Origin of the sequence: Streptomyces sp. NPDC057099 (assembly GCF_042671245.1) — a bacterium.
Lineage (GTDB): Bacteria > Actinomycetota > Actinomycetes > Streptomycetales > Streptomycetaceae > Streptomyces > Streptomyces purpurascens.
The window spans coordinates 360,950-377,688 of sequence record NZ_JBHUTX010000004.1 but is presented as its reverse complement, the minus strand read 5'-3'; the positions used below and the strand labels follow the sequence as shown (position 1 = coordinate 377,688).

The following is a 16,739-nucleotide window of genomic DNA, read 5'->3' as shown; positions in this document are numbered from 1 at the left end:
CGGAGCCGCAGGTGGATGCAGCCGTGAATGGCGGGCATGCCCGGGTGTCGAACGCCGTGCGGAGTCGTGCGAGCGCTGCGCGTAGCGAGAGCGTAGTGCGGCTGCTTCAACTCTCAACGAGGCCGGATCGGACAAGAAAGGAACGCAATGAGCCACATGTGGCGTTTCTCGTCCCACAGGCAACGTCCGTACCGGTCGGCGACGACCTGAAGGCGGGCAGGCCTGTGCCTCACACGGGCGGGCCCGGGTGCCTCACGCGGACCGGGCGGCGGCGGGGAGGTCCCCGTCCCGGCCGCGTAACAGGGAGCCGTGCCGCGCGTAACACGGCCGAAGCACGCTGAACGGTATGCAGAACACCGCCACGCCCACGCACTGCCCGTACTGCGCCCTGCAGTGCGGGATGAACCTGACGCCCACGCCGGACGGGACCGTCGAGGTGAGCGAGCGCGCGGACTTCCCGGTGAACCGGGGCGCGCTGTGCGGCAAGGGCCGTACGGCACCCGCGGTGCTGGCCTCGAACGTCCGTCTGACCTCGCCACTGGTGCGTTCCGGGGGTGAGCTGGTGCCCGCCTCCTGGGACGAGGCGCTGGACCGGATCGCCGCGGGGCTGCGCCGGACGCGCGCGGAGCACGGGCCGGACGCGGTCGGGGTGTTCGGCGGGGGCGGGCTGACGAACGAGAAGGCGTACACGCTCGGCAAGTTCGCGCGGGTCGTGCTCGGCACGTCCCAGATCGACTACAACGGCCGTTTCTGCATGTCGTCGGCGGCTGCCGCCGGCATCAAGGCGTTCGGGCTCGACCGGGGGCTGCCGTTCCCGCTGGAGGACATCCCGAAGACGGGCTGTGTGATCCTCGTCGGGTCGAATCTCGCGGAGACCATGCCGCCGTCGCTGCGCTTCTTCAACGAGCTGCGGGAGAACGGCGGCACGCTGATCGTGATCGACCCGCGCCGCACGAAGACCGCCGAGCAGGCGGACCTGCACCTGGCGCCCCGGCCGGGCACGGACCTGGCCCTCGCCCTGGGCCTGCTGCATCTGGTGATCGCCGAGGGGCGGGTGGACGCGGAGTACGTCCAGGAGCGCACGGTGGGCTGGGAGGACGCGCGGGCCGCGGCGATGGCGCACTGGCCGGAGTACGTGGAGCGGATCACGGGGGTGTCCGTTCCTCAACTGCGGGAGACCGTACGGCTGTTCTGCGAGCCGGAGTCGGCGATGGTACTCACCGCGCGCGGGCCCGAACAGCAGTCCAAGGGCACGGACACGGTGGGCGCGTGGATCAACCTGTGCCTGGCGACCGGCCGGGCGGGCCGTCCGCTGTCCGGGTACGGCTGTCTGACCGGGCAGGGCAACGGGCAGGGCGGACGCGAACACGGGCAGAAGGCCGACCAGTTGCCCGGCTATCGCAAGCTCGACGATCCGGCGGCGCGGCGGCATGTCGCCGAGGTGTGGGGTGTCGACCCGGAGTCGCTGCCGGGCCCGGGGCGCAGTGCGTACGAGCTGCTGGACGCGCTGGGCACGGACATCAGGTCCCTGCTGCTGATGGCCTCCAACCCGGTGGTCTCGGCGCCGCGTGCCGCGCACATCGAGGAGCGCATCAGGTCGCTGGACTTCCTGGCCGTGTGCGACGTGGTGCTGTCGGAGACGGCGGCGCTCGCGGACGTGGTCCTGCCGGTCACGCAGTGGGCGGAGGAGACGGGCACGACGACCAACCTGGAGGGCCGGGTCCTGCTCCGCCGCCGGGCGATCACCCCGCCCCAGGGCATCCGCAGCGACCTGGAGGTCCTCCACGAACTCGCCGCCCGCCTGGGCGTGGAGAAGGGCTTCCCGACCGACCCCGAGGAGATCTTCGAGGAACTCCGCCGCGCGAGCGCGGGCGGCCCGGCGGACTACTCGGGGATCACGTACCGCAGGCTGGTGGAGGAGGACGGGGTGTTCTGGCCTTGTCCGAGGGGTGGGGAGGCGGTGGAGCAGCCCGCCGCGGGTGACACAACGGCCATGGCGCACCCCGGCACCCCCCGCCTCTTCCTCGACCGGTTCGCCACCCCCGACGGACGGGCCCGGTTCGTCGCCGTCTCCCACCGTGCGATCGCCGAGGAACCCGACGACGAGTACCCCGTGCTGCTGACCACGGGACGGGTCGTGGCGCAGTACCAGTCCGGGGCGCAGACGCGGCGCGTGGCGGAGCTGAACGCTGCCGCGCCCGGCCCGTTCGTGGAGTTGCATCCGCGGCTGGCGGCGCGGCTCGGGGCGGCAGAGGGGGATCCGGTCGCCGTCGTGTCGCGGCGGGGCCGGGCCGTGGCGCCCGCGAGGATCACCAACGCCATCCGCCCCGACACCGTGTTCATGCCCTTCCACTGGCCGGGCGAGGGCCGCGCCAACTCCCTCACCAATCCCGCACTCGACCCGACCTCCCGGATGCCGGAGTTCAAGGCGTGCGCGGTGCGGTTGGAGGCGGTGCGGGGCTGAGTGCCCGGGGTTACCGAGGAGCCGGGGCCAGGGCCTCGCTCAGGTCGGGGATGTCGTCCCGGCTGCGCAGCGCTGTCGCCGCCGTCAGGTGGCCGAGGCGCCGTCTGGACGGCTCGTCGAGATCCGCCAGGACACCGGACAGATACCCGGCGGCGAAGGCGTCGCCCGCACCGACCGGTTCGACGACCTCGACGGCGAGGGCGGGCGCGAGGGTGACCTCACCCGCCGCGTACGACGTGGCCCCGTGCTCGGCGTCCATCGACGGCCGACACCTCGGCAGGCGACAGCACAAGCCGGGCACGATGCCCGAACTGACACTTGCCCAAGACACCTTGACTCATTCGATGCCCCCTGCTGGTGTGCGCTGCCGGCCCGAGGCCCCAGCTCTTCGCGAGGCGGGCAACCTCTCGCAGTGGCGCGACTGGCAGGCATCAGTTCTGACGGGCAAGGCCCTCTGACACAGGCCTCGGTGGTGTCCGCACCCGAACTGCGGACACCACCGAGTGTCGTGAGGGGGCGGTTCAGCCCACCTTGACGGCGCTCCAGGCCGCGGCCACGGCCTTCTGCTCCGTGCTGCCGCTGCCGTAGAGGTCCTTCGCCGCGTTCAGGGTCGCCTTACGGGCGGCCGCGTAGTCGGTCGAGGAGGTCATGTAGACCGTCAGGGCGCGGTACCAGATCTTGCCCAGCTTGGCCTTGCCGATGCCCTTGACCGTGGAGCCATTGCAGGTCGGGGAGGAGTGGCTGACGCCGTTGATGGTCTTGGCGCCGCTGCCCTCCGCGAGCAGGTACGCGAAGTGGTTGCCGACGCCCGAGGAGTAGTGCACGTCGAGGTCGGCGACCTTGTCGCTCCAGCAGTCGGCGGACTTGCCGTCCTTCGACGGCTTGTCCATGCGGCGCAGGGACTCCCGGCCGAGCCCGGAGCGGACGACCTTCTCGCCGATGAGCCAGTCACCGCGGTCCTTGGCGTTGTTCGCGTGGAACTCCACCAGCGTGCCGAAGATGTCCGAGGTGGCCTCGTTCAGTCCGCCGGACTCGCCCGAGTACGTCAGCGCCGCCGTCTTCGAGGTGACGCCGTGGGACATCTCGTGCCCGGCGACGTCCAGGGAGACCAGCGGCCCGAGCTGCTTGCCGTCGCCGTCGCCGTACGTCATGCAGAAGCAGTTGTCGTCCCAGAAGGCGTTGTTGTAGTTCTTGCCGTAGTGGACGCGGTTGAAGGAGCCCTTGCCGTCGCCGGCGATGCCCTTCCGGTTGTGGACGTTCTTGTAGTAGTCCCAGGTGACGTCCGTGCCGTACTGCGCGTCCACGGCTACCGTGGCGCGGTCGGAGGTCTTGCCCGTGGCCCAGTGGTTGTCCGCGTCCGAGAAGAGCGTCGCGGGGGCGCGGGACACGCAGACCGTCAGCAGGCACCGGTCCGTCTTGTTCTCCGCGTCGCCCGTGTACGTGCCGCCGCGCGTCGCGTCCTTGAGCCGGTACGAGGACCCGGACTTCGTCGTGTTCAGCGCGACCGTGCCGCCGTAGAGGGACTTGCCGTCGCCCGACACCGTCTCCATGGTGTCCCAGGCGTCTATTCGGTCGCCGGTGGTCGCGTCGGTCAGCACGGTCTGCCCGACGGGGTTGCCGAGTCCGTCGTGCGCGACCGCGTCGGTCTGCCAGGCCAGCTTCGGGGCGCCGTGCAGGGCGTCGACGACCAGGCGCGGCTTGGCGGTCAGCTTCTTCAGGGTCTCGCCGAGGTGTGCGGCGCGCAGCAGGCTCGCGGCCAGGTCGGCGGCCTTCGGGGCGGTCACCTTCGGGGTGACGTCGGCTATGGACAGCGCGGACTTCGTGGCGCGGTTGGCGCTGCGGTACGTGCCGTCCGGGTTCAGGTGGAGTACGAAGTCGCCGCCGAGGACCGGGAGTCGGTGGTACGTGCGGTCGTAGCGGACGTGCTGGGTACCGTCCTCGTCGACGACCACGTCCCGGACCTTCGTCTCCTGGGCCGCTCCCAGGCCCAGTTCCGCGGCCCGGTCGGCGAGGACCGTCTCCGCACTCTCGATCGCGTCGGACCGGGTCGGCCGTTCGTCCGCCTGCGCGGTGGGGGAAAGCACGGCGGCCACCAGGGCGCCGATGCCGGTGGCGGCCACGCCTGCGGTGGCGAGACGGGAACCTCGGACGGGACGTATCCGACTCATCGGTCTCCTCATACGGGCGCACCCGGTCGCGTGGGGTCGACCGGGGGCGGCGTTGATGTTGACCGCGAGTTAATTCGGCCCGGACCTGGCATGTCCATAGGCCCGTTGTGCAGGTGTGTGAGGGTGCAGAATCGTTCCTGTGACCCTCCCCTTCTTCGTCTACGGCACGCTCCGTCCGGGCGAGGTCAACCACGACCTCTTCCTGCGGGGCCGCGTCCGCTCCGAGACCCCGGCACGACTCGACGACACAGTGCTGTACGCCGGCCCGGGCTACCCCTACGCGGTCGAGGAACCGGGCAGCGGCGACACCGTGAACGGGGAGTTGATCACCGCCCTGCCGGAGTCGTACGGGGCGCTGCTCGCGGAGCTGGACCGGCTGGAGGACTACGTGCCGGGGGATCCGCGCAGTCTGTATGTGCGGGTCGAGCGGAAGGTGGTGAGGGTGGCGGACGGGGCGGCGGTGCGGGCTTGGGTGTATGTGGCGGGGCCGGCTGTGGCGTCGCGGCTTCGGGGTGGGGGGACGCGGATCTTGGGTGGGGATTGGCAGGGGCGGGAGTGAGGGGCGTGCGGGCGCGGCGGATGCGTGGGGGCGCCGGGGCGAGTCGCGCCCGCGACGCCCGGGGACGGTGACGCCCAGCCCGTCAGTCCGCGTACGGTCGGGCCGCCCTCGCGTCTCGCAATGCCTCGCCCCACCACACCAGTTGGTCCAGCATGGTCTTCGCCGCGGCGTTCGGGCCGGTGGGGTCTCGTAGGGCGCCGGTGTCGTCGAAGGACGTGCCGGCGTTGTGGAAGGAGACGGTGTCGCGGAGCGTCACGGCGTGGAGTTCGGCGAAGACCTGGCGGAGGTGCTCCACCGCGCGGAGGCCGCCGGAGAGGCCGCCGTAGGAGACGAGGGCGACCGGCTTGGCCCGCCACTCGGTGAAGTGCCAGTCGACGAGGTTCTTGAGGCCCGCCGGGTAGGAGTGGTTGTACTCGGGGGTGAGGACGACGAAGGCGTCCGCGCGGGCCAGTTTCGGGGTGATGCCGGAGAGGGTGGCGGTCGCGTCGGGGGTTCGCTCGAAGGACATCGGCAGGTCGGTTTCGGCGACGTCGACGACCTCGGTGACCAGGTCGTCCCGGTTTCGGAGCCGGTCGAGGAGCCAGTCGGCGACGACGGGACCGAAGCGGCCGTGGCGGTTGCTGCCGACGACGAGGGTGACGTGGAGGGGCCGGGTCGCGGAGCGGGCGGCGGTGGGTGCGGGGGTAGCGGATGCGTTCATGCCGCACAGCGTCGTACCTCAACTTTGGTTGAGGTCAAGTCCGGATGCACCCCCATGCCCGGGTCACCCGTTCACACGTGCTCGGCGGGCTTTTCCGGGGCCTGCCCGCAGAACGTCCCTGACCTGCCTAAATGCCCCCGGGGAGCCGTCGGGCGACGCACCCCCTGACACCCATTCACCCCAATTCTGACGCTCCCTCAGAAAGCGCGGTCGCCGCGCTGCCCGTTACCTCGGAAGGGCAGGTGCACGAACGAACCGCTCGAAGGAGCACCGATGCGACGTACCGCCCGGCCGCTGACCGGCACCGCGCTCGCCGTCGCCGTCGCGGCCCTCGCCGCGGCCCCCGCGTACGGCGCGGCCGGCGGCCTGGAGGTGTCCCCCTCCTCGGTGGTCCCGGGCGGCCAGGTCACCGTGCGCACAGCGGCCTGCGGCGACGGCGGCACGGCGACGGGTGACGCCAGCGCGGTCGGGGCCGGTTCCCTCAGCCTGGCCCCGGGCGCGGACGACCAGGACGCGACCGGGCGGTTCAGGGTGCCGCCGAGCGCGCAGCCGGGGACGTACGAGATCACCGCGACGTGCACCGGGAGCGGCCGGCTGGTCACGGGTGACCTGGTGGTCACGCTGACGTCCGTGCGCCGGCAGGTCCATCCCAGGGGGAGTGTGAAGACGGGGGTCGGCGGCGCCCTGGGCGCCGATCCCGTGCAGACCGCGGCCGGTGTGGCGGCTCTCGCCGTCGCCGCCGCGGGCGGTACCTGGCTCCTGCATCGCCGGGCGAGAGGCGACGGGATCTGACGGACACCCTCCGCTGTCCGTCGCCGGTACCGCATGTCCCCTCCCCCTCCGGGTCCGACGCCCCTCGCGGCCCGGAGGGGGGTACGGGGCCCGCAGGGCTCCACGCAGAGGGGTGATCAGGAGAAAGGGTGGGCCATGCGCAGATTCCCCAGGTACGGCAGCACGTTCGGCAACCCGGCCAACGCCGCCATGGCGGCCGTCACGGTGTTCGCCCTGTGCTCCGGGGCATGGCTGCTGCGCAACGGAGCCGAGACGCACGCCCCGCCCCAGCCGTCCCTCGCCCAGGCCCGCGCGGGTCAGGACGGGCAGGAGGAGCAGGACGGGCAGGAGCGGCGAGACGGGCAGGAGGGCCGCGCCGGGCAGGACGGCCGGGCGGGTGAGGGGCATGCCGCGCCCGCGCTGCCGCCCTCGCCGCCCGACCGCATCCGCATCCCGGCGATCCGCGTGGACGCGCCCCTGACCGGGCTCGGCCTGACGAGGACCGGCAGCCTGGACGCACCGCCCGCCGCGCGCGCGAACCTCGCCGGCTGGTACGAGGCCGGCACCACCCCCGGTGAGCGGGGCACCGCGATCGTCGCCGGCCATGTCGACAACGCCGACGGCCCCGCCGTCTTCCACGGCCTGGGCGCCCTGACCAAGGGCAGCACGATCGAGGTGGACCGGCGCGACGGCAGGGTCGCCGTGTTCACCGTGGACGCCGTCGAGGCGTACGCCGCGAAGGACTTCCCCGACCGGAAGGTCTACGGCCCCGCCCGCCGCCCCGAGCTGCGGGTCATCACCTGCGGCGGCGGCTACTCACGGGCCACCGGCTATCAGGGCAACGTGGTCGTCTTCGCGCACCTGACCGGGAGCCGGTGAGCCGCCCAGGATGTTGGTTCGCCCCCAGGCACCCAGAGGTTCCAGGGCCTCGTTCAGTGACACGCCCCGCGGCGTCAGCGAGTACTCCACGCGGGGCGGCACCTCGTCGTACGCCTCGCGGTGCACCAGGCCGTCGGCCTCCATCTCCCGCAGCTGCGCGGCGAGCACCTTCTCGGTGACGCCCGGCAGCTCCCGGCGCAGTTCGCCGAAGCGGCGGGGCCGCTCGTTCAGCGCCCAGAGGATGAGCACCTTCCACTTGCCGCCGATCACGTCCATCGCCGCGTCGATCCCGCAGATGTACGCACCCGGCCGCCGCACCGTCGTCCCCATGCCCGAGTCCCTTCCCCCGCTGCCGCCTGCATGCTTCCCCCGGGGTAACCACCCACTTCCAAGTGCGTACTTGAGCAGGCCGTTCCCTTGAGACGAGCCTAAACGCCATGACTGACAACGCCGTTGTTTCCCGTACGCCCCTCACCCTCCTCGGCGCCGGCGCCATGGGCACCGCCCTCGCCCGCGCCTGGCTCGCCGCCGGTCACCCGGTGACCGTCTGGAACCGCACCCCCGCCCGCGCCGAAGCCCTGGCCGCCGAGGGCGCGACCGTGGCCACGAGTGCCGCCGAGGCGGTGGCCGCGAACCGCCTCGTGGTCGCCTGCCTGCTCGACGACGCGTCCGTGGGCGACGCCCTGGAAGGGGCCGACCTGGCGGGGCGGGACCTGGTGAACCTCACCACGGGCACCCCGGCCCAGGGCCGTACCCGCGCCGCCTGGGCCGAGGCCCGCGGCGCCCGTTTCCTGGACGGCGGGATCATGGCCGTACCGCCGATGGTGGGGCAGCCGGAATCAGGAGGCTATGTCTTCTACAGCGGCTCCCCGGAGCTGTTCGAAGAGCACCGCGACACCCTCGCCGTCCCGGTCGGCACCCGCTGGGTCGGGTCCGACCCGGGCTTCGCCTCGCTGCACGACGTGGCACTGCTGAGCGCGATGAGCGGCATGTTCGCCGGTATCACCCACGCCTTCGCGCTGATCCGCCCGGAGGACATCGCACCGAAGGACTTCGCCCCGCTGCTCGCGGACTGGCTGACCGCGATGGCACCGGCCGTGCACCAGACCGCCGACCAGCTGGAGAGCGGCGACTACACCAGCAACGTCGTCTCCAACCTCGCGATGCAGGTCGCGGGCAACACCACGCTCCTGCACACGGCCGAGGAACAGCGGGTCAGCCCCGAGCTGCTGACCCCGTACATGGCCCTGATGGAGCGACGCCTCGCCCAGGGACACGGCGACGAGGACGGCACGGGGATCGTCGAGCTGCTGGCCCAGGGGGGCGCGGCCTCCTCGTAGCGGGTGACGATGCCTCGTCCTTCTTCAGGCGGTGGCGTACGGCCACGGCAGCGGCACGGAGGCCGCCCGACTCACCCGCCCCGGGCATCCTCGTCGGCCGACCGACGACACACGCCTCAGGAGCCTGTCGCCGGCACACGGACAGGAAGGGTTCGCGGTCGCGGGGGGGGGCGGCCATCCGATCCGCCCCTGCCGGACCCCGCCGTCACGGAACCGACCGAGGCCGCGCGACGCTCACACCACCCCGACGCCCACCCCGGCCGACCCACGCCCCGCCCCAGGAACCCGCCACCGACACACAGACACGAAGGGCCCCGGAGGGGCGGGCAAGGGCGGGCGCTCCCCGTCCGCCCCTGCCGTCACTCGCTCAGGACGCCCCCGGCACCCGCTTGAAGAGCCGCCCCGCCAGGTCGATGCCCGTGATCGCGCCGTCCTCGTCGCGGGAGAAGTAGCCGCGCTGCCCCTTGAGGCCGCCCTCGGTGACGATGTACTCGTCGCCGTCGCCGGGGAGGAAGCCGATGTTCGCGGCCGGGTAGTCCGGGGGCATCTCCTCGTCCGACGCCTCGCGGATATCCGGCTTGATGCCGACCGCCAGGGTGAGGCGGGTGCCGTCGATGGCGAGGTCGAGGTTCATGGCGTCGATCTCGTAGCGGCCGGCGACCTGCCGGGACCGTCCCTCGTCGTACGGGAGGGGCTCCACCGGCTTCTCGACGACGCCGAGGTAGTGCTCGAGCGCCCAGCGCACGATGGACTGGTTGAAGGGGTAGCCGTCGGGGCCGACGTTGGACAGGGAGACCACCGCGAAGTCGCGCTCGGGCACGATGAGCAGCTCGGCGAAGTGGCCGTTGCCCGAGCCGCCGTGGCCGATGCCGTGCAGACCGTCGAAGTCGTGCAGGAACCAGCAGACGCCGAAACCGTCACCGAGGGTGCTGCCGCGCAGCGCGACCGTCTGCTCCCGCATGCGCCGCAGTTCCGCGGCGGGCAGCACACCCGCACCGTCGCCGAGCTGGAAGCGCGCCCAGCGCAGCAGGTCGCTCACCGAGGAGGCGAGGCCGCCGCCGGGGTTGTCGGCGCGGGCACCCTCCCTGAAGGCTCCCCAGGGGCGGGCCGCTCGCAGTTCGCCGTCGTCGCCGCGGTTGTAGCCCACGGCGTACTTGCGGACCATCACCTCCGACAGCCCGTACACGGTGTCCGTCAGGCCGACCGGCTCCAGCAGCAGTGAGGCCATGGCCTGTTCGAAGGGCAGGCCCGTGACCTTCTCGACGACGCGGCCGGCCAGGTTGTATCCCGCCTGGCTGTACGAGGCCCGGGCCCCGGGCGGTGCGATCAGCGGCAGCGCGGGCAGCTTCCGTGCGAGCCCGGCCAGTGAGCGGTCGCCCTCGCCGTCGTCGATCAGGTTCCAGTCGAGGCCCGAGGTGTGGTTGAGCAGGTTGAGGACGGTGATCCGCTCAGCGGCCTGCTCGTCGGCCAGCTGCAGTTCGGGCACGTAGCGCCTGACCGGGGCGTCCAGGTCCACCTTCCCCTCGGCGACCAGACGCATCAGGGCGGTCGCCGTGAAGGTCTTGGACACCGACGCCAGCGGGAACAGCGTCCTCTCGTCGACCGGGACCGGGTTGCCCAGGCTGGTCACGCCGTGCGAGGCGTAGAACTCCTGGCCGTCCTTGAGCACTCCGACGGCGACTCCCGGGACGCCGAACTCCATGGCCTGCGTGGTAACGACATCCGACAGCTTCTCCTGCGACATGGCTCCCCCTCCGGGTACTTGAACTAAGTACGAGTGGGAGCATAGGGCGACACTTGAACAAAGTGCAAGAGCTTTCAAGAGGCTCATGAACTAAGTGCAAGTAGGCTGGTGGACATGGTGCGAGACACACTCACCGCGGACCGGATCGTTCACGCGGCCATCGAGCTGCTCGACGAAGAGGGGCTGGACGGCCTCAACATGCGGAGCCTGGCGAAACGGCTCGGCTCTGCCGCCACGGCCGTCTACTGGCACATCAAGACCAAGGACGACCTGGTCCGGCTCGCCGGCGACACGGTCTGGCACGAGGTCGAGCTGCCCGATCCCGACGCCACCGACTGGCGCACGGCCGCGACCGCCCAGGCCGACAGCATGCACGCGATGCTCACCCGGCATCCCTGGCTCGTCCAGGCGTTCGGCAGCCATCTGCTGTACGGCCCCGCCCAGGCCCGGTACAACGACCTCAGCCTGGCCGTCTACGAGAAGGCGGGCTTCGCCGCCGACGACGCGGACCGGGCGGCCGCCGCCGTGTTCACCTTCGTGCTCGGCAGCACGCTCGGCCCTGCCGCCGAGGTCTCGCTGAAACGCCGGCTGGGCAGGAACGGCGCGGACGCCGAGCAGTTGTTGGGCGACGCCGTGGCGCGTGCCGCCGAGACCGCCATGGAGTTCCCGCGGCTGCGTGAACGCCTCGGTACGAAGGCCGCCGTGGAGTACGCCGCGGCGCCAGACAGCAGCTTCGAGTTCGGGCTCAGGTCGCTGCTCGACGGGTTCGAGGCTCGTCTCGCGGGCGGCCGCGCGGGGGGACGCGAGTGATGCGCGGGGCCGTGTCCTGGGCGTAGTGCTCCGCTGGAGGTGCCGCGAGGGCCGTCGTTCGGCCGCGGCGCCGTTGTGGCCGGTCGCGCAGTTCCCCGCGCCCCTGAGCCGTCGTTCGGCCGCGGCGCCGTCGTGGCCGGGCGCGCAGTTCCCCGCGCCCCTGCGGGGCGCTTACGCCAGCCATTGCTCGTACGCCAGGTTCGCCACCAGGGCGAACACCACCGTCAGCAGGACGACGCGGACGAAGCCGCTGCCCTTCTTCAGGGCCGTGTGGGCGCCCAGGGTGCCGCCCGCCAGGTTGAAGACGGCCATCAGGGCGGCCAGTTGCCACAGGACCGCGCCCTGCCAGGCGAAGGTGGCGAGGGCGCCCGCGTTGGTGCAGCAGTTGACGATCTTGGCCGTGGCGGAGGCGGAGACGAGGTCGAGGTGGAGAATGGCGGTGAGGGCGAGGACCAGGAAGGTGCCGGTGCCGGGGCCGATCAGACCGTCGTAGAAGCCGATGCCGAGGCCCGCGAGGCCGATCGCCGCGAGGATCTGGCGGGGGGTGGCCGGGCCGGTCGCGGGGGCCGTGCCGAAGGCGGGCCGCAGGATCACGAAGGCCGCGACGGCGAGCAGCACCACCATGATCACCGGCTTGAGGACCTCGGTGCTCATCCCGGCCGCGAAGAAGGCCCCCGCGGAGGATCCGGCGAGGGCGGCGAGCCCGATGCGCACGGCCGTCCTCACATCCACCGGGGCCTTGCGGACGTACGTCACCGCCGCTCCCGTCGTGCCGACGATGGCGACCGCCTTGTTGGTGCCGAGCGCGTGCGCGGCGGGTGTGTGCGACGGCAGCCCGAGCAGGAGCATCGGCAGGAGCAGGAGCCCGCCGCCGCCGACCACGGCGTCGATCCATCCGGCGGCGAGTGCCGCGAGGCAGAGCAGGACGATCACGGTCAGCGATATGTCGGGCATGATCGAGACCCTATGCGAGGCCCCGCGCGCCCCTCACAGCCCGCCTCCGCCGCACGTCAGGAACCCTCACATCCGCCCCTCGCCCCCGCTGAGGGCAGCGTTCCCCGTGGGAAACAGATGTGATGCTGCCGGGTAACACCGGCACCGCACGCTCAAGGACATGACCTCGAATGAGCGTGTGGTGGTGATCGGCACCGGCCTCGCGGGCGTACGACTCGCCCGGCGGCTCGGTGAGCTCGGCACGCCCGCGCTGCTGATCGGCGAGGAGGAGCACCGGCCCTACAACCGGGTGCTGCTCGCCGAGGTGCTGGCCGGACGGTACAGCCCCGAGGTGATCGCCCTGCCCGCGCCCGCGGAGCTGACCCGCGGCCGGGTCACCGGAATCGACCGCGAGCGGCGGACCGTCGCGTGCGCGGACGGTTCGGTGATCGCATACGACCGGCTGGTGCTGGCCACCGGTTCCAACCCCGTACTGCCGCCGCTGCGCGGGCTGTTCACCGAGGACCACCGGCTGCCCGAGGGCGTGCACGCCTTCCGGACCATGGACGACTGCCTGGGACTGTCCAAGGCGGTCCGGCCGGGAGCGAAGGCCGTCGTCATCGGCGGCGGGCTCCTCGGGGTCTCCGCGGCCCGGGCGCTCGCCCTGCGCGGCGCCCAGGTCGTGCTCGCCCAGCAGTCCGAGCGGCTCATGGAGCGCCAGCTCGACCCGGCCGCGTCCAAGCTCGTCAAGCGGCATCTGACCGAGCTGGGCGTGGAGGTGCACACCGAGTGCCGCGTACGGGACGTGCGCTGCGTCGGCGGTGCCGTCCGCTCGGTGGAGATGGCCGACGGGTACGCGCTCGACGCGGACCTCGTGGTCGTCGCCTGCGGTGTCCGCCCCCGGGTGGGTCTCGCGCAGGCCGCCGGGCTCGATGTCCGCAAGGGGGTCGTCGTCGACGACGAGCTGCGCACCTCCGACCCGTACATCCACGCGATCGGCGACTGCGCCCAGCACGACGGCGTGCTCTACGGCCTCGCCACCCCGGCGCTCGAACAGGCCGACGCGCTCGCCGAGTTGCTCGCCGGTGACGCGGGCGCCCGCTACACCGGCACCCGTTCCCTGACCCGGCTCACGCTGACCGGGCACGACAGCCCCTTCGACCTCGCCGCGTTCGGCGAGACCGAGGCCCTGCCGGGCGACGACGTCGTCCAGCTCGCCGACGCCACCCGCGGCACCTACCGCAAGGTCGTCGTCCGCGACGACCGCCTGGTCGGCGGGGTCCTCGTCGGCGAACTCGGCACCGTCGGCGCGCTCGCCCGCGCCTGGGAGGGAGCAGAGCCGCTCCCCTCCGACGGCGGCCCGCTGCTCCACCTGCTCACCAACGATGGAGGCTCCTGATGACCGCCACCCCGGAGGCCACCCCCACGATCGTGCTCGTCGGCCACGGCATGGTCGGCCAGCGCTTCCTCGAAGCGCTCGCCGAGCGCGGCCTGACCGCCACGCACCGCGTGGTCGTGCTCTGCGAGGAGCCGCGTCCGGCGTACGACCGCGTCCAGCTCACGTCGTACTTCGCGGGCCGGACGCCCGAGGACCTGTCCATGACGGACATGGAGTTCATCAAGGACCACGGCATCGAGCTGCACATCGGTGACCCGGCCGAGACCGTCGACCGGGAGGCCCGCAGGGTCACCGCCCGCTCCGGTCTCGTCGTCGACTACGACGTGCTGGTCCTGGCCACCGGCTCCTACCCGTTCGTGCCGCCGGTCCCGGGCAAGGACGCCGAGGGCTGTTTCGTCTACCGCACGATCGAGGACCTGCTCGCGATCGAGGAGTACGCGAAGAACGCCCAGGTGGGTGCCGTGGTCGGCGGCGGTCTGCTCGGGCTGGAGGCGGCCGGTGCGCTCAAGGGCCTCGGACTGACCTCCCACATCGTGGAGTTCGCGCCGCGCCTGATGCCGGTGCAGGTCGACGACGGCGGCGGCGCGGCCCTGCTGCGCACCATCGAGGAGATGGGCCTGAGCGTCCACACGGGCGTGGGCACGCAGGAGGTCGTGGTCGGCGAGGACGGCGCCGTGACCGGCATGAAGCTGTCCGACGGTTCCGAACTCGCCACCGACCTGGTGGTGTTCTCCGCCGGTGTCCGGCCCCGCGACCAGCTGGCCCGCGACTGCGGTCTGACGGTCGGCGAGCGGGGCGGCATCACGGTCGACGAGCAGTGCCGCACGGTGAACGACCCGCATGTGTTCGCGATCGGCGAGTGCGCGCTGGCCTCCGACGGCCGGGTGTACGGCCTGGTCGCCCCCGGCTACGAGCAGGCCGAGACGGCCGCCGCGACGATCGCCGCCGACGAGGCGTCCTTCACGGGCGCCGACCTGTCCACCAAGCTGAAGCTGCTCGGCGTGGACGTGGCGTCCTTCGGCGACGCGCACGGCACCGCCGAGGACTGCCTGGACGTCGTCTACTCCGACTCCCGCTCCGGCCTGTACAAGAAGCTGGTCATCGGCCGCGACGGCACGCTGCTCGGCGGCATCCTGGTCGGCGACGCGGAGGCGTACGGCACGCTGAAGGCCTTCACGGGCTCGGTACCGCCGGTCTCCCCCGAGTCGCTGGTGCTGCCCGCCGGCGCCGGGGAGTCCGTCCAGCTCGGCCCGTCCGCGCTGCCGGACGACGCGATCGTCTGCTCCTGCCACAACGTCTCCAAGGGCACGATCCGCGGCGCGGTCACCGACCACCAGTGCGTGACCGTGCCCGAGGTGAAGAAGTGCACCAAGGCCGGCACCGGCTGCGGCTCCTGCGTCAAGGTCCTCGGCCAGCTCGTCAACGCCGAGCTCGAGGCCGGCGGCATCGAGGTCGACAAGGGCCTGTGCGGCTGCTTCGGGCAGACCCGCGAGGAGCTCTACGAGATCGTCCACGCCCTGCGCGTCACCACGTTCCAGGACCTGCTGGACCGGCACGGCCGTGAGGAGGCCCGGGGCGGTGACGGCTGCGAGGTCTGCAAGCCCGCCGTCGGCTCGATCATCGCCTCCCTCGCCCCGACGATCGGCGCGAGCGGCTATGTCCTGGACGGCGAGCAGGCCTCGTTGCAGGACACCAACGACCACTTCCTGGCCAACCTGCAGAAGAACGGCTCCTACTCGGTCGTCCCGCGTATCCCCGGCGGCGAGATCGCCCCGGAGAAGCTGATCGTCATCGGCGAGATCGCCCGCGACTTCGGCCTCTACACGAAGATCACCGGCGGCCAGCGCATCGACATGTTCGGCGCCCGCGTCGAGCAGCTCCCGCTGATCTGGGCCCGGCTGGTCGACGCCGGCTTCGAGTCAGGCCACGCCTACGGCAAGTCGCTGCGCACGGTGAAGTCCTGCGTCGGCCAGACCTGGTGCCGCTACGGCGTCCAGGACTCCGTCCGCATGGCGATCGACCTGGAGCTGCGCTACCGGGGACTCAGGTCGCCGCACAAGCTCAAGTCGGCGGTCTCCGGCTGCCAGCGCGAGTGCGCGGAGGCCCAGTCGAAGGACTTCGGCGTGATCGCCACGGCCAACGGCTGGAACCTCTACGTCGGCGGCAACGGCGGCGCAACCCCGCGCCACGCGGACCTCCTGGCCCAGGACCTGTCGGACGCCGAACTGGTCCGCCTGATCGACCGGTTCCTGATGTTCTACATCCGTACGGCCGACCGTCTGGAGCGCACCTCGACCTGGCTGGAGCGGATCCCGGGCGGCCTCGACCACGTACGGGACGTCGTCGTCCACGACTCCCTCGGCATCTGCGACGAGCTGGAGAAGCTGATGCGGGCGCACGTCGCGCACTACCGCGACGAGTGGGCCGAGACCATCAACGACCCCGAGAAGCTCGCCCGGTTCGTGTCCTTCGTGAACGCGCCGGACACCCCCGACCCGGTCGTCGCCTTCGTGCCCGAGCGCGACCAGATGAAGCCCGACCTGCCGCTGCTGTCCATCGGTATGCGACCCGCCGACGTTCTGGAAGGAAGCGCCCAGCGATGACCCTGGCACCCGAGACCACCGAGCTGAAGATCGAACTCTCCCTGGACGGCGACTGGTTCGCGGTCTGCGACCTGAGCACCCTGCTCCCGGGCCGCGGGGTGGCGGCACTGCTGCCGGACGGCCACCAGGCCGCGATCTTCCGCGACCGCTCCGGCGAGCTGTTCGCCATCGACAACCGCGACCCCTTCACCGGCGCCGCCGTCCTCTCCCGCGGCCTGACCGGCACCCACCAGGGCCGCCCGTTCGTGGCCTCCCCGCTGCTGAAGCAGCGTTTCGACCTGGCGTCCGGGCAGTGCCTGGACGACGAGGAGGTACGTGTGACGGCGTACCGGGTGCGCACGGCGTAGGAGCGGGCGCTTCTGTCGGGTT

The 16,739-nt window shown here is 72.0% G+C and carries 15 protein-coding genes; 9 read left to right on the top strand and 6 right to left on the bottom strand.

Annotation, left to right across the window (positions count from 1 at the left end):
- Nucleotides 1-346 precede the first annotated feature (346 nt).
- Nucleotides 347-2,464 carry a molybdopterin oxidoreductase family protein gene (locus ACFT4A_RS08470; RefSeq protein WP_382827127.1) on the top strand — a complete coding sequence of 706 codons (2,118 nt, stop codon included), beginning with the start codon at nt 347-349 and terminating at the stop codon, nt 2,462-2,464.
- A 10-nt stretch (nt 2,465-2,474) separates the two neighbouring features.
- Here the strand turns inward: ACFT4A_RS08470 and ACFT4A_RS08465 are convergent, their stop codons facing one another.
- Nucleotides 2,475-2,723 (bottom strand): PfkB family carbohydrate kinase, encoded by a 249-nt coding sequence (locus ACFT4A_RS08465; RefSeq protein WP_382827125.1) that lies wholly within the window; start codon nt 2,721-2,723, stop codon nt 2,475-2,477.
- 262 nt (nt 2,724-2,985) lie between these two features.
- A complete protein-coding gene (locus tag ACFT4A_RS08460; RefSeq protein ID WP_382827123.1) occupies nt 2,986-4,632 on the bottom strand; it encodes a M4 family metallopeptidase in 1,647 nt (548 codons plus the stop codon).
- Between the two features lie 139 nt (nt 4,633-4,771).
- Here ACFT4A_RS08460 and ACFT4A_RS08455 point away from each other — a divergent pair, with 139 nt between their 5' ends.
- Nucleotides 4,772-5,191: a gamma-glutamylcyclotransferase family protein gene (locus ACFT4A_RS08455; protein ID WP_382827121.1), complete on the top strand. Its 420-nt coding sequence runs from the start codon at nt 4,772-4,774 to the stop codon at nt 5,189-5,191.
- A gap of 82 nt (nt 5,192-5,273) precedes the next feature.
- Here the strand turns inward: ACFT4A_RS08455 and ACFT4A_RS08450 are convergent, their stop codons facing one another.
- Nucleotides 5,274-5,891 carry an NADPH-dependent FMN reductase gene (locus tag ACFT4A_RS08450; RefSeq protein ID WP_382827119.1) on the bottom strand — a complete coding sequence of 206 codons (618 nt, stop codon included), beginning with the start codon at nt 5,889-5,891 and terminating at the stop codon, nt 5,274-5,276.
- A 273-nt stretch (nt 5,892-6,164) separates the two neighbouring features.
- Here ACFT4A_RS08450 and ACFT4A_RS08445 point away from each other — a divergent pair, with 273 nt between their 5' ends.
- Entirely contained in the window at nt 6,165-6,683 is a 519-nt protein-coding gene (locus tag ACFT4A_RS08445) for a hypothetical protein (protein WP_382827117.1), read from the top strand.
- Between the two features lie 135 nt (nt 6,684-6,818).
- Nucleotides 6,819-7,541: a class F sortase gene (locus ACFT4A_RS08440; RefSeq protein ID WP_382827115.1), complete on the top strand. Its 723-nt coding sequence runs from the start codon at nt 6,819-6,821 to the stop codon at nt 7,539-7,541.
- Here ACFT4A_RS08440 and ACFT4A_RS08435 read toward each other — a convergent pair.
- A complete protein-coding gene (locus ACFT4A_RS08435) occupies nt 7,479-7,871 on the bottom strand; it encodes a winged helix-turn-helix transcriptional regulator (RefSeq protein ID WP_382827113.1) in 393 nt (130 codons plus the stop codon). The genes ACFT4A_RS08440 and ACFT4A_RS08435 overlap by 63 nt on opposite strands.
- A 107-nt stretch (nt 7,872-7,978) precedes the next feature.
- Here ACFT4A_RS08435 and ACFT4A_RS08430 point away from each other — a divergent pair, with 107 nt between their 5' ends.
- On the top strand, nt 7,979-8,881 hold the full coding sequence (locus ACFT4A_RS08430) for an NAD(P)-dependent oxidoreductase (protein WP_382827111.1): 903 nt from the start codon (nt 7,979-7,981) through the stop codon (nt 8,879-8,881).
- Between the two features lie 367 nt (nt 8,882-9,248).
- On the opposite strand, the gene ACFT4A_RS08425 is transcribed toward ACFT4A_RS08430, so the two are convergent.
- On the bottom strand, nt 9,249-10,625 hold the full coding sequence (locus ACFT4A_RS08425; protein WP_382827109.1) for a serine hydrolase domain-containing protein: 1,377 nt from the start codon (nt 10,623-10,625) through the stop codon (nt 9,249-9,251).
- 114 nt (nt 10,626-10,739) lie between these two features.
- Between ACFT4A_RS08425 and ACFT4A_RS08420 the strand changes: the two genes are divergently transcribed.
- Complete coding sequence (locus tag ACFT4A_RS08420; RefSeq protein ID WP_382827107.1) at nt 10,740-11,435, top strand: TetR/AcrR family transcriptional regulator; 696 nt, start codon at nt 10,740-10,742, stop codon at nt 11,433-11,435.
- 171 nt (nt 11,436-11,606) lie between these two features.
- On the opposite strand, the gene ACFT4A_RS08415 is transcribed toward ACFT4A_RS08420, so the two are convergent.
- Complete coding sequence (locus ACFT4A_RS08415; RefSeq protein WP_382827105.1) at nt 11,607-12,389, bottom strand: sulfite exporter TauE/SafE family protein; 783 nt, start codon at nt 12,387-12,389, stop codon at nt 11,607-11,609.
- Between the two features lie 160 nt (nt 12,390-12,549).
- On the opposite strand from ACFT4A_RS08415, the gene ACFT4A_RS08410 reads away from it, so the two are divergent.
- Genes ACFT4A_RS08410 through nirD form a run of 3 tightly spaced genes read left to right on the top strand, consistent with a single transcriptional unit; the run spans nt 12,550 to nt 16,717 of the window.
- A complete protein-coding gene (locus tag ACFT4A_RS08410; protein WP_382827103.1) occupies nt 12,550-13,767 on the top strand; it encodes an NAD(P)/FAD-dependent oxidoreductase in 1,218 nt (405 codons plus the stop codon).
- A complete protein-coding gene (nirB, locus tag ACFT4A_RS08405) occupies nt 13,767-16,370 on the top strand; it encodes a nitrite reductase large subunit NirB (protein ID WP_382827101.1) in 2,604 nt (867 codons plus the stop codon). The genes ACFT4A_RS08410 and nirB overlap by 1 nt, the downstream gene beginning before the upstream one ends.
- On the top strand, nt 16,367-16,717 hold the full coding sequence (nirD, locus tag ACFT4A_RS08400; protein ID WP_382827099.1) for a nitrite reductase small subunit NirD: 351 nt from the start codon (nt 16,367-16,369) through the stop codon (nt 16,715-16,717). The genes nirB and nirD overlap by 4 nt, the downstream gene beginning before the upstream one ends.
- Nucleotides 16,718-16,739 lie beyond the last annotated feature (22 nt).